The sequence below is a fragment of the Chryseobacterium salipaludis genome, from assembly GCF_022968825.1.
GTDB classification, from domain to species: Bacteria; Bacteroidota; Bacteroidia; order Flavobacteriales; family Weeksellaceae; genus Kaistella; species Kaistella salipaludis.
The window spans coordinates 340,992-361,473 of the sequence record NZ_JALHKS010000002.1 but is presented as its reverse complement, the minus strand read 5'-3'; the positions used below and the strand labels follow the sequence as shown (position 1 = coordinate 361,473).

Sequence of the window (20,482 nt, the reverse complement as noted above, 5' to 3'; positions counted from 1 at the left end):
TTAACTTCTGTAGCGACTTACCATCTTAACTTAAAATATTTTTATGAAAAAATTTTCTTTGCTGCTGCTCGCTGTTTTCGGCCAGTTGCTCGCGGCCCAAGGTACCCGCTTTATTTATGAGGTGACCAGCCGCCCGGATTCCACGGACCATACCGCCGTTAAAACAGAACTCGCCTATCTTGATGTTTTCAGCGACAAGTCGGTTTTTTATCCGCAGAAGCGGGTCTTACGGGATTCGGTAATGACGAGAATGCGACAGACCGGAAACTTTAATTTTGACCGGGAACTGATGTCACAGTTACGAACAGACTTAAATTTCATTATCGAAAAAGATGCCTCCGGCAAGGTGCAATATAAAGCACCTATCGCGATGGACACCTATCAGTACGAAGAAGACCGACCCATTAACTGGAATATTCTGCCGGAGACTACAACAGTAGGCGAATACAAAGCACAAAAAGCCGAAACCATGTTTGCCGGCCGCACCTGGTACGCCTGGTTTACCACAGAAATTCCTTTTCCCGACGGACCGTACAAATTCAAAGGCTTGCCCGGCCTGATTGTGAAGGCAGAAGACAAAACAGGTTCCTACAGTTTTGATCTGCTGGAAACACGAAAAATTGCAGAACCGACAACATTCTCAGAAAGACGCGCTCAGACAATTCCGGTGAAACGGGAAGTCTTTCAGAAACAGATGGCGAAATGGCGGGAAGACCCGATGTCCATGATGAATAACTCGCGTGTACGCATTACCCAGATCAGCCCACCGGCGCCGCGAGGCGAAACTCAGAAAGAAACGCGCAGGAATAATCCGATTGAACTTGAGTAAAAACAAAACTCCCGATACAGCAATGTACCGGGAGTTTTTATTTATGCTTGTTTGTAGCGCTCCGTTAAACCATTTCACCGGCGTTCAGCCATTTCGAAGCAGACAGGTATTGGCTGTCCGGGTAGTAAATGAAAAGGCAGTTTTTACCTTTAATGGTATTGATGATCGGTTCGGCCAGTGCCCGCGGAACGGCCGGGCATCCCCAGCTGCGGCCAATTCTTTTGTGCGCCCGGATGAAATCTTCACTTACGTAATCAGCACCGTGCATTACGACTGCGCGCTGCAGGGCAGCATCATTGTAGCCGGCGTCCATTCCGTGCAGCCGAAGGGAATAGCCGTTATTCCCATTGTAGGTAACATCGGTCACATAGAAGCCCAAACTGCTTTGCAAAGAACTCTCAGTATTGGAAAATCGGGTAGCGAACTCATCACCGGTATTTTTACCATGAGCTACCAGCGAATTAAAAAGCACTGTTTTATTCTCCAGGTCAATTACCCACAATCTTTTCTGAGTTGAAGAAAGAGAGAAATCACAAACGGTGAGCAGATGCGCTTCAGCAGGAAGTTTTCCGGCTGCTTTCAGGTTCATAAACCCACGGTAGGCTTTATCGAAAATTTCAGCGTTTAGTTCTTTAACGTTAGCAAAATTAATTTCTGAATACACCTCCGCTGCCGTCACGGCTGTTTTTTCGGATTCGGTTGGAACGGTATTTGTTTTCTTAGGTACTGTTGAAGTTGCAGACTCAACAGTTCTTTTATTTTCTTTGGTATAAAATGAGGTGGCAAAAAACACGACTGTCATCATCGCCAGCAAAACACTCTTCATATATATTATGTTAAATAATTTGACCGCGCAAAGGTACAAACTATTCATATTTAACCCAATGGATTGCGTCTTTTTAACTCAATTTGGTAAACTTTAACGCTAGTCTTTTTTAATTAATGTTTTAATGTATTACCTTTGCGGTTGCATGAAAGCAAGACTCAAAACCTTTTTAATGCTGCTCACGCTGGCACTGATTGTTTGGCCTTCACAACCGATGACGGCTGCACCTGTGGCCGATTCGTGTGCGCAGATGTCTGCTGATTGCTGCACGACTAAAAAAACGGATTCCTGCCACGGCGCTTCGGGCGATACTTCCTCCCAGGAAGATGATTGCAATAACTCCTGCTCGGATTGCCATATGTGCACCTTGCATTTCGCAGTGACCTATTTGCCCGTAACGGAAAGCAAACTTGCCAACCAGCAGCTATTCGCAACATTGCGCAGTTTCAACTACGGAACTCCTTTTTTCTCTACTCCTTTTCATAACATCTGGCAACCGCCAAAAATAGGATAATAACAACCGCTTTTGCCGGAAGAATGTTCTTTCGGCTGTACTCCTATGTTATTATTTTATTTTAAATCAATATGAATTCATTACTGAAAAGTCTTTGGATATTTTCACTCTTTTTTACTACTTTTTTATCTGCACAAACAATTCATCAGACCAGTTTTACCGTAAAAGGAAACTGCGATATGTGCAAAGCCAGAATTGAAGGCTCAGCAAAGGAGGCGGGAGCCACCGCTGCAAACTGGAATGCAGATACCCAGAAAGTATCATTACAATTCGATCCTGCTACCACCTCAGCAGATGCTATTTTGAAGAAAATTGCTGATGCCGGCCACGATAATGAACTGCACCGCGCATCCGATGCAGTCTATGAAAAGCTGCCTGGCTGCTGCCTCTATGACCGTGAACCCGCAGCACCGGTAGAAGCAGATAACCAATATTTTGTGCGCGGCAACTGTGATATGTGTCAGGCCAGGATTGAAGGTGCGGCTAAGGCTGCCGGCGCTTCTGCTGCCAGCTGGAATCCGGAAACGCAGGCGGTCACGCTGGAATTCGATCCGGCGAAAACCACTGCCGATGCGATCCTAAAAAAAATAGCTGATGCCGGCCATGATAATGAGAAACACCGGGCATCCGACGATGTGTACAGCAAATTACCGGGTTGCTGCCGATATGAGCGCGACACCGCCTGGGGCGAAAAAGGAAGCGGTGTTCACTCCGACCAGCCTGCCAAAAAGAAAAACTTCTCCCAGCATGAGGACCACTATAATAAATCCATTGAAGAAGTTCGCGTAACCAAAATGGCAGCAGCGACGGCTTTAAATAAAAACGAAGCCGGACTGACCTATAAAATTGGTGGCCGGGAATTACTGAAAGCAGCCTGCTGTAACCTGTCGGAAAGTTTTGAAACCAATGCCACGGTTGATGTTTCCTACAGCAATGCAGTAACCGGCACCAAGCAACTGAAAATGCTGGGACTGGACCAAAAATACACCGCGCTGACCAAGGAGTTGCTTCCGTCCGTGCGCGGACTGGCGGCACCTTACGGACTAAATTTAATTCCCGGACGCTGGATCGGTGGTATCCAACTAACCAAAGGCGGAAGCACAGTCGTAAACGGCTATGAAAGTATCACCGGCCAGATTAATACGGAACTGCTGAAAACCGAAGACCAGCCGGAAACGGCCATTAACCTTTTCGGTGATATCCACGGACGTTTTGAGAGTAATATTACCTCCACTTCTTTGCTTAATGAACACTGGAACCAGTCGGTTTTATTGCACGGAAACGTGACCACCGCAAAAACAGATTCCAATAATGATGGCTTTCTGGACCAGCCGACCGGTAATCAGATTAATGCAGCGTATCTCCTTAATTACAATGATCTGGAACACACCGGACTGGGGACGCATTTCGGCATTAACTTCGTGAAGGATGAGCGTTTTGGTGGGCAAACTGCTTTCGATAAGAGAAAGGATCAAAGTCTGCAGTCACCGTATGGTGTCGGGATTGATCTGTCACGGTTTGAAATCTGGAACAAAACGGGGTATATGTTTAAGGATAAACCATACCAATCCATCGGCTGGATGAACCAGTTCAGCACCCACACGCAGGACAGTTTCTTCGGGAACCGGAATTATTGGGGCAACCAGAAAACATTCTACTCCAATTTGGTATTTGAGAGTATTTTCGGCGACACGAACCATAAATATAAAACAGGTGCCAGCTTCCTGTATGACCGTTATAACGAAGATTACCTGACACAGAACTTCCAGCGCACGGAAACGGTGCCGGGACTGTTCTTTGAATACACCATGACGGGTGAAAAATACACATTGGTCGCCGGTGCCCGGGCGGACTTCCACAATCTGGCGGGAACGCAGTTTACGCCGCGGGTGAATTTTAAATATGACATCCTGCCACAAACAATTCTGCGCCTGAGTGCCGGTCGTGGTTTCCGCACAGCGAATATTTTTGCAGAAAGCCAGCAGTATTTTGCCTCGAACCGTACCATTGAGATCCTGGGCAACGGCGGCAAGATTTATGGACTGGAACCGGAAATTGCCTGGAATTACGGCGCGAGCCTGCAGCAGGAATTCAAACTGTTTAACCGCAAAGCGACACTGGTTGCTGACTTCTTCCGTACTGATTTCCAGAATCAGGTACTTACCGATTTAGATATCTCACCGCAGAAAATCGTTTTTTATAATCTGGAGGGAAAATCATTTGCCAACAGTTTTCAGACGCAGCTGGATTTTGTACCTGCCCGAAATCTGGAATTCAGGCTTGCTTATAAATACTATGATGTACAGGCTGATTACGCCGATGGTCGACGGGAAATTCCATTTATGGCAAAACACCGTGGCTTCTTTAATGCCGCGTATTCCACCACGAAGAATGATAAAGGCGGTTTCTGGAGTGCTGATGCAACCCTGCAGCTGATCGGCGGACAAAAGCTGCCGGATCTGTCTGCAAACCCGGAAGCATACCGACTGCCGGCATACTCATCTTCTTATGCAACCCTGAATGCACAGATTTCGAGAAACTTTAATGATAAAGTTCGGCTCTATGTGGGTGGAGAAAACCTCACCGGCTATATGCAGCAGAATCCGATCATTGATGTGCAGAATCCTTTCGGAAGTTATTTCGATGCGGGCATGATCTACGCTCCGGTGATGCCGGCCAATGTATATCTGGGGCTGGATTTTAAATTTTAATTTAAAAGTGTATTTTTGGAAAAACAGAAATAAATGAGACTGATTCCCTTCCTGATAGCCGCCGTACTGCTGACTTCCTGCGATAAAAAACAAGCTGAGGTACAGCAGATTAAAAACGTGGAGGCGGGTGAAAATGATTCCCTGCTGCTGCCGGCAGATTCCGCGGTAGCCGCACCGGTTAAAAATGATACCACGGCAGCCAGTACGACCGGCAAGCCCACATTGAACCCGGAACACGGGCAGCCCTACCACCGCTGCGATATTCCGGTAGGTGCCCCGATTGACAGTGCACCGCAGCAGGCTTCCACAATGCCTGCGCCACAGGTTGTTCCCGCGCCTCAGGCCGGCAATTTCAATACGGCACCGCTTGCACCTGGTTCTCCGGCTCCTGCGCCGGTAGCTTCCGGTGCAAAGCCTGCACTCAATCCGCCGCACGGTGAGCCGTTTCACCGGTGTGATTTACAGGTGGGAGCTCCTTTGACTTAGTTAAAGTTTATCCATAAAAAAATGCAGCGAAAATTATTCGCTGCATTTTTGTTTTTATTTTGTTTCACTTTTGGAATCCGGTACAAAATCGAGGCTAACTGAATTCATGCAGTAGCGCGTACCGGTTGGTGGCGGACCATCGTTAAAAACGTGGCCAAGGTGAGAATCACAGCGCTTGCACAGCACTTCTATCCTTTCCATCCCGAAAGAAGAATCGCGTTTGTAGCTGGTTCCCTCTTTATCAGCCTCGAAAAAACTGGGCCAGCCGCAGGTGGAAGAAAACTTGGCATCTGACCGGAACAAATGGTTTCCGCAAACCGCGCAATAGTATTCGCCCAGTTCGTCATAATCATTGTATTTTCCGGTAAACGGCCGTTCCGTATCAGCCTCGCGCGCCACAGCATAAAGGTCCGGCGGCAGAATCTTTTTCCATTCGGCGTTGGTCACATTCAGTTTGGTGCGGTCCGTACGGGAATAGTATGGATTGTTTTTTGTGTTGTTGGTATTTTCCATAGAAGTAACATTAGCGCCTATGTCCGCTTTTGCAGTTGTTTTCACTTGGGAACACATCTGAAGGGAGAGGCAAACGAGTATTATAAAAAGAGATTTCATGTGTATAGGTACGATTTTTCCGCCGTTTTGGATTGCCTTGAATACAGCAAATCTTAAATTTTTATTTTTGACTTTATGAATGACACAGAGAAAAAATCGCAGCTCCGAAAGTACAAAATGTTTGCCACCGGCCTTTTTGTCCTGATGGCTGCTGTATTTGTTTTAATGACCATTTTAGGTAAAAAAAATCCGGCACACTGGATCGGCTATATTCGCGCTTTTTCCGAAGCGGCCATGGTTGGCGCGCTGGCAGACTGGTTTGCAGTGACGGCCTTGTTCCACCACCCGCTGGGTTTAAAAATTCCGCATACCAACCTGATTGAAAAAAGCAAGGAAAAAATTGGTGATAATCTGGGCAATTTTGTGGTCGGCAATTTTCTTTCCGCGCAGAACATCCGTCCTTATATTCAGAAACTTCAGGTTTCAGGCATGGCTGGAAAATGGCTCGCTCAGCCGGCGCATCAGCAGACTTTGGTTAGAGAGCTTTCGGTGATTGCACGTGATATTATCATTAAACTCGACGAGCGGCAGGTAACAGGATTCATCACTCAAAAATTACACGAGTTTTCAGACAATGTGGAGATCAACCAGATTCTGGGAAACGGACTGGAATATATCGTTGAAAAAAATGATCATCAGAAACTGATTACAAATCTCGCCGGTCAGATTAAAAATTATATTCTGAATAATGAGGATATGGTAAAGGAGCGTGTGCAAAAGGAAAGCTACTTCCTGATTCCCAAATTTGTGGACAACAGTATTGCGGAAAAAATCAGTTCGGGTTTATCAGGTTACTTTTCAGAGGTGGAAGAGGATGGCGCGCATCCGTTGCGAAAAGAAATCAGCGCCAAGCTTTTACAGTTTGCGCAGGAAATGAAAACCAGTGAACAATGGAAAGAAAACGTGGATACCCTGAAAAATGATTTCCTTGGCAGTGAAAAGCTGCAGAAATATGCAGGCGACATCTGGGTTTCGGTCCGCACTTCTGTGCTAAAGGAACTGGAAACAGAGCAGTCTGCCCTAAAACGCTACATCACAAAAAACCTAAACACACTGGCGGGCAATCTGCAGACCGACGCGGTATTGCAACAAAAGATTGATGGCTGGATTCGCAGCACGGCGTACAAATATATCTTAAAAAACACCCATCAGTTCGGCGAGCTCATCAGTTCCACGGTGGGAAACTGGGAAGGCAAGGAACTCAGCGAAAAACTGGAACTGGAAGTCGGAAAGGATTTACAGTTTATCCGGGTGAACGGCACGCTGGTGGGCGGTTTGGTAGGATTGATTATTTATACGGTGGCCCACTTTTTCATTTAAGAAGCGTATTTGCTGTTATTTTAGCTACTGTTCTACGAAGAAGTCTTCATCAAGATGTTTTACTTCATACGTTTGTTTGATCTGTACGCCAACATTATATTCGTGCATCAGAGTAACCAGTTTACTTCCATCAATTAAAATAATTTTATGATGCGCGGTTCGTGCTTTTTCGCTGGCACCTTTATCAAAAATTGAAGTGGTTACAAAAACTCCTTTATTAGTATCGCCACTCATGGCGCCAATAAAATTTCGGATATCTTTTTCCCGTACTTTATTTTCTGTGAATCTTTTGGCTTGAATATAGATTTTATCCAAACCAAGTTTATCTTCATTTATAATACCATCGATCCCGCCGTCAGCAGACTTGGAAGTTTCCACGAAATCACCGTACCCCATTTTATTCAGTAGTTTTAAAACAACTTTTTCAAAATAATAAGGATCAATAGTTTTTAGTTTTTCAAGAAGTTCATTCTTAACTTCAGCTTCCATTTGTCCAAAACCTTCATCTATTAAATCTTGCGGAGAAGCATTGGAAATTTTCTTAAGTCCCGTTTGCTGCGTTTCCTTTTCATCTTCTGTTGTATAAAAGTCTAACAATGAGGTTTCGTTTTCCAAATCATTTAAACTTAATACATCTTTTTGCTGCAGTCCTTTTTCTGTAATTTGTACATGACCTCTGGAAGGATAATGAATATAACCACCTTTTTTTAAATAGGATTTCCCCCAAGCTATACGGTTGTTAATAAGGATTTCGCCCGATTTCGTTTTCTCTTCCAGTAATTCTGCCGGTAATCCTGAGTAATACTTCTCAATTACTCTCTTCTGCATTTCTCTTGTATGGATAATTTCTCTGCTCGACAATACGTCCAAAATTGGACTAAAGGTTTCATGAAACTTTGGGATATGCTGATTCATCGTAGTTATTTCCGATATTATTAAAAGAAGAAAGATAAATAAAATTTTCTCTTACCGAACAGTCTTCTACTAAGCGCTGTGGAGCTTTGACCTCTAACAGCGCTTAAGCTCCGGCTAAAATCCTGCGATTAATCTCCCCAATCAACCCCGGCCCTTCATAAATAAAACCCGTGTATAACTGTACCAGACTGGCGCCGGCTTCCAATTTCTCCAGCGCGTCTTCTGCCGTGTGAATGCCACCGACACCGATAATAGGAAATGCTTTGCCGCTTTTTTCGGATAGAAAACGAATGACTTCCGTGGAGCGTTTTGTTAAAGGTTTGCCGGATAATCCGCCGGTTTCCTGCTTGTTTTCAGACTGCAGCCCTTCGCGGGAAAGCGTAGTATTGGTAGCGATAACGCCGGCAATCTGGGTTTCCTGCACAATATCAATAATATCCAGCAACTGGTCATCGCTCAGGTCCGGCGCAATTTTCAGCAGAATGGGTTTGGGTTTTTCTTTTTTACTGTTGAGTTGCTGCAGCGTGCCGAGCAGTTCGGTGAGCGGTTTTTTGTCCTGCAGTTCCCGCAAATTCGGTGTATTGGGTGAACTGACATTTACCACGAAATAATCCACCACCGGAAAGAGTTCCTCAAAACAGATGATGTAATCATCCGCTGCATGTTCGTTGGGCGTCACTTTATTCTTCCCGATGTTCCCGCCAATAAGCACGTTTTTATTTTTCCGCAGGCGTTCCACCGCAGCTTCCACACCGCCGTTGTTGAAGCCCATCCGGTTAATAATCGCCTGGTCTTCCTTTAACCTGAACAGTCGCTTTTTTGGATTTCCGTCCTGTGGTTTCGGTGTTAAGGTTCCGATTTCTATAAAACCAAAGCCCAAGTCGGAAAGTTCCTGAAACATCTTGGCATCCTTATCAAACCCGGCAGCAAGTCCGACGGGATTTTTAAACTTTAATCCAAAAACCTCGCGCTCCAGCCGCGGATCTGCCACGGGTTTCGGCAGAAAAAGCCTGGCGGCAAAAGGAAAATTTTTTAAAACCGAAAAAGTAAAATAATGCACTTTTTCCGGATCAAATCGGAAAAGTACGGGACGAATCAAGGATTTGTACATGGAAGAAAAGTTTGACAAATTTAATTAAATAAACATTCATCACCGAGAATAAAATATAGCTGCATGTATCAGTAAAAAGTATACTTTTGACAAAAATAATGTATGAATAAAATTTTATTATTTAGTCTTGTGTTATGCTTTCAAGCAATGTTCAGTCAGACCACGCTGCAGCAGAACAAACTGGTAAGAGATGGTGCGAGATACAAGTTCTCCCAGTACGAGCAGGTTTTGCATAAAGCGGAAGCGCAGTCGTATTTTAAAAAGGGGCGGGCGAATAAAACAGCGGGCGACATCTTCGCTGGCGCGGGCGGTTTCGGCATGGGCCTGAGTCTGGCATTGATCCTCAGCTCACCGAAAGAGCAAACTGTGAGCACACCACTGGGCTCTGGTACCGTGACCACCGATAACAGTGCGCGTTGGACCGTCTTTGGTGTAAGCGCCGGTTTGGCCCTGGTCTCCATTCCGTTTTATGTAAGCGCGAAGAAAAACTTGGATAAAGCGATCCAAATTGAGAACGGCGAAGCCACTGCTTTCGAGCCTTATTTTAAACTTGAGGGTACCGGGAACGGCGTGGCGCTGAGCTATAATTTTTAATTAAAAGAATTGGATAGAAACAAAAAGGGCAGAAAAATATTTTCCGCCCTTTCTTTTTATCTATGCATTATCAAGTTTAATCTCAAAATAACATACATCAGCATCCTCATAATGCGGCGGCAGCCCCGCGGAGTCATGCAAATGTGTCAGCCCCAGGAATTCAAAACCGCATTTTTGGTAATGGTTAATCAGCCGCGTGTTATCACCACAGGTGTCCAGCCGCACATATTTTTTACCGAGTGAAATGGCATATTCCTTTGCCCAGTCTACAATTTTTTTCACCAGATCATTTCCGCGGAAGTCGGGATTGGTGGCAATCCGGTGAATGTAGACCGAAGAAACGCCATCATCTTCCGGCCAGATAATTTCATCATTAAACGTAATGGCCCAAACACATGCAATCTTGCCGTCGATCATCAGTTTAAACTGACGGTTTTCAGCGACTTCGGTTTCTATGAGCTTGTGGTCAAATTCGGGCCAGAGATTATCGGGAAAAGTTTTCTTCTGATATTCTGTGGCCAGGTGATAAAGGCGGAAAATTTCGGGAATATCGTCCCGGGTACTGTTCAGAATGGTCATATTCAAAAAGTCATTTCGGGTAAAGATAGCCAATCCTATTGTGATGCTCGCGGCTGATGACCTTGTGCACTGCTTTGCCGGAGATGAGGATACCGCTAGCCCCGATTGCAGTGGCATCCTTTTGCGTAGCGCAGCGAAGCAAAAGATATAGCGGAAAGCGGGTTCCCGGCTCCTGATTATCATAATTAAAATGCCTATTTTTGCCCTTAAATTCTAATTACGATGGCAAAACAGGAGGATGTTTTCAAAAAGCTGATTTCGCACGCGAAGGAGTACGGGTTTATTTTCCCCTCCAGTGAGATTTATGACGGGCTTTCTGCAATTTACGATTACGGGCAGAATGGTGCGGAGTTAAAAAACAATATCAAGCAGTACTGGTGGAAAGCCATGGTGCAGCTGAATGATAATATTGTGGGGATTGATTCGGCTATTTTCATGCACCCGACCATCTGGAAAGCTTCCGGCCACGTAGATGCATTTAACGATCCGCTGATTGACAATAAAGATTCCAAAAAGCGTTTCCGCGCTGATGTTTTGCTGGAAGATTACTGTGCGAAACTGGAAGATAAAGCACAAAAGGAAATCGATAAAGCAGCCAAAAGATTCGGTGATGCCTTCGATAAAAACGAATTTGAAACCACCAATCCGCGCGTGCTGGAATACCGCGAAAAGCAGAAAACCATACTTTCCCGCATGGCGCAGTCGCTGGAAAAAGAAGACCTGGCCGACGTGAAAGCACTGATCGAAGAACTGGAAATTGCAGATCCCGATACCGGCTCCAAAAACTGGACGGAAGTGCGGCAGTTCAATCTGATGTTTGGTACCAAGCTGGGTGCTGCCTCGGAAAATGCAACTGATTTATATCTGCGTCCGGAAACAGCGCAGGGAATTTTCGTGAATTTCCTGAACGTGCAGAAAACCTCGCGCCACCGCCTGCCTTTCGGGATTGCGCAAATAGGAAAAGCCTTCCGTAACGAGATCGTTGCGCGGCAGTTTATTTTCCGTATGCGTGAGTTCGAGCAAATGGAAATGCAGTTTTTTGTACCGCCGGGAACGGAGCTGGAGTTCTATGAAACCTGGAAACAAAAACGCCTGAACTGGCATTTGTCTTTAGGCCTGGGTGCAGATAATTACCGTTTCCACGACCACGAAAAGCTGGCACATTACGCCAATGCCGCCGCCGACATTGAATTTAAATTCCCGTTTGGGTTTAAGGAACTGGAAGGAATTCATTCCCGCACCGATTTTGACCTGAAGGCACACGAAGAATTCTCCGGCCGCAAGCTGCAGTATTTTGACAGTGAGCGCAATGAGAGCTATGTGCCGTACGTAGTGGAAACGTCCGTAGGTCTGGACCGTTTGTTCCTGGCTATTTTCTCCAACTGCCTGAAAGATGAAGTCCTGGAAGACGGTTCCGAGCGTACCGTGCTTTCTTTGCCGCCGGCTCTGGCTCCGGTGAAAGCAGCTATTTTACCATTAATGAAAAAAGACGGCCTGGGCGAATACGGTGAAAAAATATTCAATGACCTGCGCTATGATTTCAATATGATTTATGAGGACAAGGACAGCATCGGCAAGCGCTACCGCCGTCAGGATGCGATAGGTACACCGTTCTGTATTACCGTGGATCACGACACGCTGACAGACCATACCGTAACGTTGCGCGACCGCGATACGATGCAGCAGGAGCGCGTTGCAGTTTCAGATTTAAGAAGAATCATCGACGAGAAAACAAATTTCAGAAATCTGCTTTCCAAGATTTAAAATTTGCATCTATATTTACAGGTTCCGGAACGCTTCGGAACCTTTTTTTTATTTATAAGATATGTTTGCTAAAATTATTCGTTCTGTCGCCGTGGGTGCCGCTGCTGTTATTGCTTTGATTTATGCGTTGGGATACAGTTATTTATTTAAAGGCATCCGCGAAACGTATTTGCGCGGCGTGCGCGGTGCCACAATTGATGACCGCACCTATTTCCCGGGCCATACAGTACGAACACTGCAACCCATTCCGTGGCAAGAAAGTGATTCTTATAATAAAAACCAGTTACCGCCTGCGCTGCTGGAGGAACTGAAAGCAACTGAAACCGCTTCACTGCTTGTCATCCGCGATGGCAAGCTGGTGCATGAGCAATACTGGGAGCCGTATGATGGCATGACCGCCACCAATTCCTTTTCCATGGCGAAAGCCGTAACGGTGATGCTGACCGGTATCGCCATTCAGGAAAAGAAAATCAGCAGCTGGAATCAGAAATTCAGTAATTTTTTTTCAAATTATAAAAACACGGAATTCGGGAAACACCTTACTTTACTCCAGTTGGCACAAATGGAAGCCGGCCTGAACTGGCCCGAAGATTACAGCAATCCGCTCACGCCGAATGCGCGCGCGTACTACGGCAAATCTCTGGAAGAAGCTGCTTTCCTGCGTGAAATCAAAGAAGAGCCGGGCAAAAAATTCGAGTATCAATCCGGTGCCACGCAACTGTTGGGTTTTGCTTTAAGGAAATCTTTAACGATGAATATTTCGCAGTACGCTTCCGAAAAACTGTGGCAACCGCTAGGCATGGAGCAAAACGCCGTCTGGAACACCGATGATTTCGGGATGGAAAAAACCTTCTGTTGCCTGAATGCCATTCCGCGCGATTTTGCCAAACTGGGCCAGCTTATTTTAAATAAAGGAAACTTCAATAACCGGCAACTGCTGGACTCTGCCTTTGTGGAAAGAATGCAAACACCGACAAAACTTTCGGACGGCGCTTATGGCATGGGTTTATGGACGAACAAGGAAGCTGCCCTTCCGCACACTTATTTTCGCGGACTGTACGGGCAATATATCATTATGGTTCCTTCGGAAAACATAGTCATTGTGCGTACAGGCATGAATAGGAATGAAGCTTTGGACAGCAAAGGACGGCCGGAGCAGGTGGAAGTGCTCGTACGTGAACTCAGTAAGGTCCATTAAAAATACGACAGATTTCTGCCTGAACAATGATGAAAAAATCCATTTAAATTTCCGTAAATTTGATGTATTCTAAATAACATCCATGTTTGACATCCAACATATTCGTTCTCAGTTTCCTATCCTTACGCAAACCGTTAACGGCAAGCCACTTATTTACCTGGATAACGGGGCTACCTCTCAAAAGCCGCTGCCGGTGCTGGAAGCGTGGAATAAATACTACACCGAAATAAACGCCAATGTTCACCGCGGAATTCACACCCTCAGCCAGGTAGCCACTGAAGCCATGGAACAGGCGCGCCGCAAAGTGCAGCGGTTTATTAATGCCCAACACGACTACGAAGTTATCTTCACCAAAGGCACCACAGAAGGTTTAAACCTGATTGCTTACGCCATGACCAATATGCTGAAAGCGGGTGATGAAATTATTATTTCGTACCTGGAGCACCATTCCAACATTGTTCCATGGCAAATGCTGGCAGAACGCACCGGTGCGGTGCTGAAAGTCATCCCGATTGATGAAAATGGCATGCTGCAGCTGGATTTCCTGGATGAACATATAAGCGAGAAAACGAAACTCATTTCAGTAAACCAGGTTTCCAATGCACTGGGTGTCATCAACCCGGTAAACGAGATTATCGCCAAAGCCCGCGCGGCCTCTGAGGCGCTGATTGTAGTGGACGGCGCACAGTCTGTACCGCATTTTAAAATTGATGTGCAGCAAATGGACTGCGATTTCTTCGTCTTCTCTGGTCATAAAATGTATGCACCGATGGGCACCGGCATTCTGTATGGAAAAGAGGATTTACTCCGAAAAATACAGCCCTTCCACGGTGGCGGAGAAATGATTGCCACTTGTTCTTTTGAGAAAACAACGTATGCAGACCTGCCTTTTAAATTTGAAGCCGGCACGCCAAATGTGGGCGGCAATATCGCCTTGGGCGCTGCGGTAGATTTTATGGAAAGAATCGGGCATGAGCAAATTCAAACGCATGAAAATGCTTTGTTAGAATACGCGCAAAAAAAGCTCCTCGAAATCGACGGTCTGCGCATCTACGCCGAAAAAGCAAATCGCACCGGTGTTGTTTCCTTTAATCTCGAAGGCGTGGGCATTGCTTCGGATGTCGGGATGATACTCGATAAGCTGGGCATCGCGGTGCGCACAGGCCACCACTGTACCCAGCCGATCATGGAGTTCTATAAAATAGCCGGAACCGTGCGCGCCAGTTTTGCCATGTACAACACCTTCGAAGAAATTGATGCGCTGGCGGACGGCGTGCGCAAAGCACAAAGAATGCTGAGTTAACCTTCTTCCAGAATTTGAGCGGCAGCTTCCTTGGTTTTCACCTTTTCGATGACACGGGTGCAGATTCCCTTTTCATCGAAAATAAAAGTGGTGCGCACGATGCCCATAAATTCACGGCCCATGAATTTCTTGAGCTGCCACACGCCGAACTTTTCCACAATCTCTTTGGATTCATCGGCAATTAAGGGATATTGAAAGCCATATTTTTCGTGGAATTTCTTTTGCGCTTTCACCGGATCTGCCGAAATACCCAGCAATTGATAGCCATTATTTTGTAATGTTTCCAGGTTATTATTCAGGTCGCAGGCCTCGGCAGTGCAGCCGGGTGTACTGGCTTTGGGATAAAAGAACACGATAAGTTTTTTTCCTTTAAAATCTTCTGAACGAAGGGTCTGGCCGTCCTGGTCCACGCCGGTGAATTCGGGCAGGTGATCGCCAACTTGTAACATAATGTTTATTTTTGTTTCAAATTTAATGGGAAAATGACTAAAAAGCAAAGAGCCGCCATCGTTATAGAAGAACTGGAGAAATTATATCCCCAAACGCCTATTCCGCTGGATCACAGCAATCCGTTTACCCTGCTGGTCGCCGTGGCTCTTTCTGCACAAACCACCGATAAAAAAGTAAATGAAGTTACGCCCAAACTTTTTGAAGTAGCGGGTGACCCGTTCCGGATGCAGGAACTGGAAGTAGACGAAATCAAATATCTGATACGCGAAATTGGCTTAAGCAATACCAAAGCTAAAAATCTGAAGCGCATGGCCGAATTGCTGGTGGAACGACATGAGGGAATTGTACCACAAACTTTTGAAGAACTCGAAGCGCTGCCCGGTGTAGGGCATAAAACAGCTTCGGTCGTAATGAGTCAGGGATTTGGATTTCCGGCATTTCCGGTTGACACCCACATCCACCGGCTGATGACGCAGTGGAAACTGACCTCCGGAAAAAACGTGGTGGAAACAGAAAAGGATGCCAAGAAAATTTTCCCCAAAGAACTCTGGAACAAATTGCACCTTCAGATTATCTACTACGGTCGTGAATATTCGCCGGCACGCGGTAAACGCGACCGCGACCATATTACCGCCCTGCTGTTCCCGCCAAAAGAGAACGCCACCACTTAAAATTATCTGGTTGTGCTCTCCTTTTATTTATAAAATTTGCCTTTTGCGGCGAATATTTATCGCTGCTAACAAGCAATTTACTGCTTTTTCGCCCAGCTTGCCATTTTCCGGTCCAGCACATCCAGCGGAAGACATCCCTGGTTCAGCAATTCATCATGGAACTTTGCCAGATTAAAACGCTTACCAAGTTTCTTTTGGTACAGATCGCGCAGTTCCCGGATTTTCAGCGCACCGATTTTGTATCCGAGCGCCTGTCCCGGCATGGCCATGTAGCGCTCCACTTCTGCCACAGCGCCGGCTTCATCGTAGGCAATGTTGTTTAGGAAATACGTAATTGCCTGCTCACGCGTCATGGTGCCGGTATGGAGGCCGGTATCTATGACCAGGCGAACGGCCCGCAGCATCTGGTCGCTCAGGTATCCCATGCGCTGATACGGATCGGTGTATAATCCGAACTCCGGCCCCAGTGTTTCACAGTAATGCGCCCACCCTTCGCCAAAGGCGCCAATCCAGCCGAAACGCATAAACTTAGGCAAAGAAGTATTTTCCTGCTGCAATGAAATCTGGTAGTGATGCCCCGGGATAGCTTCATGCAGGAAAAGAGATTCCATGCCGGAAGTGACGTTAAAGCGTTCCGGTACCGGCAGCGGAATATAAAAAATCCCAGGTCTTTTCCCATCCGGCGTGCCCGGCACATATTCAGCGCTGGCCGTAGCCTCACGGAATTTCTCCGTTTGCCGGATTTCAAAAGGCGTTTTTGGAAATGTGCTGAACATGGTTTTCAGCTTGGGTTCAATTTGTTTTAAAATCGCATTAAAGCCGGCAATAACTTCCTTTTCATTTTTATACGGCATTGCCGCCGGCTCTTCTTTTAAGTGCTGGATGAATTCTTCCAGCGTTCCTTCGAAACCGAGTTCCTGCTGGATTTTTGCCATTTCGGAGCGCAGCATTTCTACCTGCTGCTGCCCGGTTTTGTTGATTTGCTCCGGTGTTTGGCCGGTCGTTGTCCAGCTTTTGGTGTAATACGCATAGATTTCATTCCCTTTCGGCAGTGCATGGATTCCATCGGTATCCCGTGCTTTGGGCAGGTATTCATTTTCCAGGAAGGCCGCCATCTTTTGATATGCCGGAATTATCTGAGAAGTGATCACCTCACTGTAGGCACTGGTAAATTTTTGTTTCTGAACAGAAGTAAAAGATTTGGGGAAGGTACGAATCGGTCCGAAGAAAATATTGGCATCCAGCGCCGGGTCGGTGAGTTCAGCAGCGCTCATCTGCAAAATCATTTTGGCCACCAGCTTCTTGGGCAGCACTATATTATTTTTAATTCCGAGGCGGAAATTTTCTGTCGCTGTTTCCATCCAATCCGGAAATCTTTCCATTCTCTTCAGCCAGTCTTCATAATCCTTTACCGTAGCAAAAGGCTGGCTTCCTTCACCGCTGCCGAGTAACGGCAACTCCAGTGGCAAACCGCCAAACTGCGTGAAGGGAATATATTCAGGATGATAAGCATAGCGCTCAATTTTATCTTTCAAAGTATAATCCAGCACATCATAAATGGTTTTCTCCTCATCGGTCAGGGAATTATAATCCACTTTTTTCAATTGGGACTGTACTGAATTATAAAAAGAAATTTCGCCGGAGATAAAGTCTTTATCAATATTAATGGGCAGCTGGTCATTATACCGGTTATCGCCCTGCGCGGTGGCTTCCAGCGGGTAGAGTTTCAGATATTGCTCATAATATTCCGCAGCAATGGAATCCACCGAAACCGGCGTGATTTTCACAATGGGAGAATCTGTTTTCTTGCAGCTAATGAAGAGTGCTACCGAAATCAGCATGACTGATATAACCGAAAATATATTTTTCATCTCTGTTTTTTCTGTTGCTAAATTAGCGGTTTTTTGTTTAAAATAAAGGGATATGGAAGCTTTGCAAACTGCCACTTGGCGGGTATTATAAAAAATTTTGCGGCACCAATCTATTTTTTATCTTTGTCCGGTCTGTTAATGATTCATAAATCAACTCAATCTTAGCGCATTACATGAAAGGGATTTTGAAAATCTACCATCCGGATGAAACCCTTAAATATCACATCCACGATACTTATTGTAAATCAATCTACAGCAATAGCCAGCACTTTCTGGAAGTAGAAATCAATACTAATGATGACCTTGACCATGTGGATGACGATTCCCTGCAGTACGGTTTCCCGCAGCTCACCTTGGCTGTGTCCGACTTTCCGCTTGACCGGGCAGAACTATCGGGACAGACTTTTTCTGTGGAAGACAGTGATGATGAAGCCTACACGGAGGTAGATCTGCACTGTGACGAAGATGCCTATCTGGGTACCAGCACGCTTTGCTTCAAAACCAATACCGATGGTGATCTTGAGTTGCACTGGCAGGGAACCATTGATGATTTTTATACGGCAGGCGACGCGCAGATTCCGTTTCAGCTCAAATGCCATTTCCGCGAGGAAGAACCGGACCTGGCAGAGGATTAATCTCGATTATACCGGAGTTTTCTTGCAGCTGTATCTTATTTTCCTTATAATATTAAGGCTGTTTTGCCGTTTCATTTAAATTAAAAAAAAAGAATATAATGTTTTTACAAACACCTGCGCCCGTTGCGGCTACTGAGACACATGTTTTTTCACTATGGGAAATCCTGTTCGGCGGCGGCATCATCGGAAACGTAATTATGATTACTATTTTCCTGATTGGGATTTTGGCATTGTATATCTTTTTAGAGCGTTATTTCTTTATCAAGCGTGCCTCGAAACCAACGCCGAATTTTCTGGAGAACATCAAAGATTTTGTGGAAGAAGGAAAAATCACCACTGCCATTGATTACTGCAAAGCCATCAATTCGCCCGAAGCGCGGATGATTGAAAAAGGACTGGCCAGAATCGGGCGTCCTATTTCCGATATTTCCAATGCGATGCAGAACCAGGGCCAGCTGGAGGTTTCCAAGCTGGAGAAAAACCTGAATATTCTGGCGTCTGCCTCCGGTGCGGCTCCGATGCTGGGCTTCCTGGGAACAGTAGTCGGGATGATCATGGCTTTCTTTGAAATATCCAACGTAACCGGCGCCGTGAGCCCGAAATTGCTTGCCTCCGGGATTTATACCGCGATGGCAACTACAGCAGCAGGTCTTTTTGTTGGAATCCCCGCTTACTTTTTCTATAATATTCTGGTAACCAATGTGGACCGCCTGGTTTTAAAGATTCAGACGCATGTGAATGAATTTCTGGATACCTTAAATACCCCGCTGTAATGGAATTAAAAAGAAAAAACCGGGTGAATGCTGAATTCAGTATGGCCTCGATGACGGATATTATTTTCCTGCTGCTCATATTTTTTATGATTACCAGTTCAGCGATCAGTCAGAGTGCTATTGATGTAAAATTACCCAAAGCCACTTTAACCACGCCCAGCGTTCAGGACCCTGCCGTGGTTAGCATTAAAGCAGACGGACAGTATTTCGTAAACGATAAGGAGATTGCACGGGAGGAGCTGGAGCCCTACCTCGTGGATGTTTTGAAAAATGAAGAAAAACCTGCGTTTACTATTCGTGCTGATGAGGACACCCGCCACAAAGATGTGGTATTTGTCATGGAAATTGCAGAGAAACATCATTATAACCTGGCGATTGCCACTACGCAGGAAGAGTAAATTTTAAGTTAACCAATGGATTATATCACCGCCCGAGAAAGAAATGAAAAACAGGACCGGCTGAAAAGCGCCCTCCTGACCTTTGTCGTGGCGCTGCTGATATTCCTGGGGCTTTATTTTTATACCTTCACACAGCAGCAGGAACAGCCGGAACAGGTAACCACCATGCTGCTCAACTTTGGTGATGAATTCGAGGGAAGACCCGATACAGAACCGGCACCCGAAGATGGCAGCCAGTCTGCTGAAACGGTGATGAGCGAAAATGTGAGTAATCCCACCACAGAGACGTTACCATCGCCCACGCCGGAAAAGAAGACGCCTGCTGCTGAAAAAATCATCAGCGGTAATCAGCCTGCTGCCGTACCAAAAGCCGAAAAAACAGCCGCTGCCAGCAAGAACAAACCGACCTCCACAGCAAAACCCGCAGCGAGCAAAGCCAAACAATCCAACAGCACCACCGGCAGCGGAGACGGGCGCGGTACGGCCGCCATCGGTAACCTCATTCGCGGCCGCGGAAATAAAACCGGCTCACAAGGCTCACAAAATACCACCGGCAATCCGGGCGACCCGCTGGGTGGCGAAAGCAATGGCGACAGCCGGATTGGTGTAGATCGCAAGCTGGTTGGCTTTATCCCCGGTACGATGGGCCGCGGTGGCGCACAGCCTGCGCATAATTGTGCGGCGAGTGGTACCATTACCATCGCATATACCGTTGATAAGGCGGGGAACGTAGTATCTGCACGCCGGTCGGGCGGTGTTTCCGACGGCTGTATCGTAAACACAACTGTAGGCTGGGTTAAAAAATATGTGAAAGCAGAAGCAGCTTCCACTTCCTCCACCGGTTCCTACAGCATCACTTTCTAAGTTTAAGCAAAGCCCTCCAAGAATCATTACAGCTAAATTCTTTTTCCGAATTTTGCGG

At 46.0% G+C, this 20,482-nt stretch carries 21 protein-coding genes; 14 read left to right on the top strand and 7 right to left on the bottom strand.

Annotation, left to right across the window (positions count from 1 at the left end; genetic code table 11):
* The first annotated feature begins 43 nt into the window (after nucleotides 1-43).
* Entirely contained in the window at nucleotides 44-829 is a 786-nt protein-coding gene (locus MVI27_RS04380; protein WP_246959469.1) for a GLPGLI family protein, read from the top strand.
* Between the two features lie 64 nt (nucleotides 830-893).
* Here MVI27_RS04380 and MVI27_RS04375 read toward each other — a convergent pair whose 3' ends face one another.
* On the bottom strand, nucleotides 894-1,655 hold the full coding sequence (locus MVI27_RS04375) for a murein L,D-transpeptidase catalytic domain family protein (RefSeq protein WP_246959468.1): 762 nt from the start codon (nucleotides 1,653-1,655) through the stop codon (nucleotides 894-896).
* A gap of 124 nt (nucleotides 1,656-1,779) precedes the next feature.
* Here MVI27_RS04375 and MVI27_RS04370 point away from each other — a divergent pair, with 124 nt between their 5' ends.
* The 3 genes from MVI27_RS04370 (at nucleotide 1,780) to MVI27_RS04360 (ending at nucleotide 5,366) form a co-directional block, all read left to right on the top strand.
* Nucleotides 1,780-2,169: a hypothetical protein gene (locus MVI27_RS04370; RefSeq protein WP_246959467.1), complete on the top strand. Its 390-nt coding sequence runs from the start codon at nucleotides 1,780-1,782 to the stop codon at nucleotides 2,167-2,169.
* Between the two features lie 71 nt (nucleotides 2,170-2,240).
* Entirely contained in the window at nucleotides 2,241-4,880 is a 2,640-nt protein-coding gene (locus tag MVI27_RS04365; RefSeq protein ID WP_246959466.1) for a TonB-dependent receptor domain-containing protein, read from the top strand.
* A 33-nt stretch (nucleotides 4,881-4,913) separates the two neighbouring features.
* A complete protein-coding gene (locus MVI27_RS04360; RefSeq protein WP_246959465.1) occupies nucleotides 4,914-5,366 on the top strand; it encodes a hypothetical protein in 453 nt (150 codons plus the stop codon).
* Nucleotides 5,367-5,420: 54 nt separating this feature from the next.
* Here MVI27_RS04360 and msrB read toward each other — a convergent pair whose 3' ends face one another.
* Nucleotides 5,421-5,879, bottom strand: a complete 459-nt coding sequence (msrB, locus tag MVI27_RS04355; protein WP_323134566.1) for a peptide-methionine (R)-S-oxide reductase MsrB — start codon at nucleotides 5,877-5,879, stop codon at nucleotides 5,421-5,423.
* A gap of 174 nt (nucleotides 5,880-6,053) precedes the next feature.
* On the opposite strand from msrB, the gene MVI27_RS04350 reads away from it, so the two are divergent.
* Nucleotides 6,054-7,298, top strand: a complete 1,245-nt coding sequence (locus MVI27_RS04350) for a DUF445 domain-containing protein (protein ID WP_246959464.1) — start codon at nucleotides 6,054-6,056, stop codon at nucleotides 7,296-7,298.
* Nucleotides 7,299-7,322: 24 nt separating this feature from the next.
* Here the strand turns inward: MVI27_RS04350 and MVI27_RS04345 are convergent, their stop codons facing one another.
* Together MVI27_RS04345 and MVI27_RS04340 are read right to left on the bottom strand one after the other, a co-directional pair.
* The gene (locus MVI27_RS04345) at nucleotides 7,323-8,213 is read right to left on the bottom strand and encodes a restriction endonuclease (RefSeq protein ID WP_246959463.1); all 891 of its coding nucleotides are present in this window, start codon (nucleotides 8,211-8,213) and stop codon (nucleotides 7,323-7,325) included.
* Between the two features lie 103 nt (nucleotides 8,214-8,316).
* Nucleotides 8,317-9,324: a quinone-dependent dihydroorotate dehydrogenase gene (locus MVI27_RS04340; RefSeq protein ID WP_246959462.1), complete on the bottom strand. Its 1,008-nt coding sequence runs from the start codon at nucleotides 9,322-9,324 to the stop codon at nucleotides 8,317-8,319.
* A gap of 102 nt (nucleotides 9,325-9,426) precedes the next feature.
* Between MVI27_RS04340 and MVI27_RS04335 the strand changes: the two genes are divergently transcribed.
* A complete protein-coding gene (locus MVI27_RS04335; protein ID WP_246959461.1) occupies nucleotides 9,427-9,918 on the top strand; it encodes a hypothetical protein in 492 nt (163 codons plus the stop codon).
* Between the two features lie 60 nt (nucleotides 9,919-9,978).
* Here the strand turns inward: MVI27_RS04335 and MVI27_RS04330 are convergent, their stop codons facing one another.
* Nucleotides 9,979-10,497: a GNAT family N-acetyltransferase gene (locus MVI27_RS04330; RefSeq protein WP_246959460.1), complete on the bottom strand. Its 519-nt coding sequence runs from the start codon at nucleotides 10,495-10,497 to the stop codon at nucleotides 9,979-9,981.
* A 222-nt stretch (nucleotides 10,498-10,719) separates the two neighbouring features.
* Here MVI27_RS04330 and MVI27_RS04325 point away from each other — a divergent pair, with 222 nt between their 5' ends.
* The 3 genes from MVI27_RS04325 (at nucleotide 10,720) to MVI27_RS04315 (ending at nucleotide 14,762) form a co-directional block, all read left to right on the top strand.
* On the top strand, nucleotides 10,720-12,261 hold the full coding sequence (locus MVI27_RS04325; RefSeq protein ID WP_246959459.1) for a glycine--tRNA ligase: 1,542 nt from the start codon (nucleotides 10,720-10,722) through the stop codon (nucleotides 12,259-12,261).
* Nucleotides 12,262-12,322: 61 nt separating this feature from the next.
* Nucleotides 12,323-13,459: a serine hydrolase domain-containing protein gene (locus tag MVI27_RS04320; protein ID WP_246959458.1), complete on the top strand. Its 1,137-nt coding sequence runs from the start codon at nucleotides 12,323-12,325 to the stop codon at nucleotides 13,457-13,459.
* Between the two features lie 82 nt (nucleotides 13,460-13,541).
* Nucleotides 13,542-14,762, top strand: a complete 1,221-nt coding sequence (locus MVI27_RS04315; RefSeq protein WP_246959457.1) for an aminotransferase class V-fold PLP-dependent enzyme — start codon at nucleotides 13,542-13,544, stop codon at nucleotides 14,760-14,762.
* Here the strand turns inward: MVI27_RS04315 and bcp are convergent.
* Nucleotides 14,759-15,211, bottom strand: a complete 453-nt coding sequence (gene bcp / locus MVI27_RS04310) for a thioredoxin-dependent thiol peroxidase (protein ID WP_246959456.1) — start codon at nucleotides 15,209-15,211, stop codon at nucleotides 14,759-14,761. The two genes, MVI27_RS04315 and bcp, sit on opposite strands and share 4 nt — an antisense overlap.
* 33 nt (nucleotides 15,212-15,244) lie before the next feature.
* Between bcp and nth the strand changes: the two genes are divergently transcribed.
* Nucleotides 15,245-15,883, top strand: coding sequence for an endonuclease III (gene nth / locus MVI27_RS04305; RefSeq protein WP_246959455.1), 639 nt, complete (start codon nucleotides 15,245-15,247; stop codon nucleotides 15,881-15,883).
* Between the two features lie 77 nt (nucleotides 15,884-15,960).
* Here the strand turns inward: nth and MVI27_RS04300 are convergent, their stop codons facing one another.
* Nucleotides 15,961-17,754, bottom strand: coding sequence for a DUF885 domain-containing protein (locus MVI27_RS04300; RefSeq protein ID WP_246959454.1), 1,794 nt, complete (start codon nucleotides 17,752-17,754; stop codon nucleotides 15,961-15,963).
* Nucleotides 17,755-17,927: 173 nt separating this feature from the next.
* On the opposite strand from MVI27_RS04300, the gene MVI27_RS04295 reads away from it, so the two are divergent.
* The 4 genes from MVI27_RS04295 (at nucleotide 17,928) to MVI27_RS04280 (ending at nucleotide 20,424) form a co-directional block, all read left to right on the top strand.
* Complete coding sequence (locus MVI27_RS04295) at nucleotides 17,928-18,389, top strand: hypothetical protein (protein ID WP_246959453.1); 462 nt, start codon at nucleotides 17,928-17,930, stop codon at nucleotides 18,387-18,389.
* A gap of 98 nt (nucleotides 18,390-18,487) precedes the next feature.
* Nucleotides 18,488-19,162, top strand: coding sequence for a MotA/TolQ/ExbB proton channel family protein (locus MVI27_RS04290; RefSeq protein ID WP_246959452.1), 675 nt, complete (start codon nucleotides 18,488-18,490; stop codon nucleotides 19,160-19,162).
* Nucleotides 19,162-19,560, top strand: a complete 399-nt coding sequence (locus MVI27_RS04285) for an ExbD/TolR family protein (protein ID WP_246959451.1) — start codon at nucleotides 19,162-19,164, stop codon at nucleotides 19,558-19,560. Before MVI27_RS04290 ends, MVI27_RS04285 begins: the two co-directional genes overlap by 1 nt.
* Nucleotides 19,561-19,575: 15 nt before the next feature.
* Entirely contained in the window at nucleotides 19,576-20,424 is an 849-nt protein-coding gene (locus MVI27_RS04280) for a ferric siderophore ABC transporter substrate-binding protein (protein ID WP_246959450.1), read from the top strand.
* Nucleotides 20,425-20,482 lie beyond the last annotated feature (58 nt).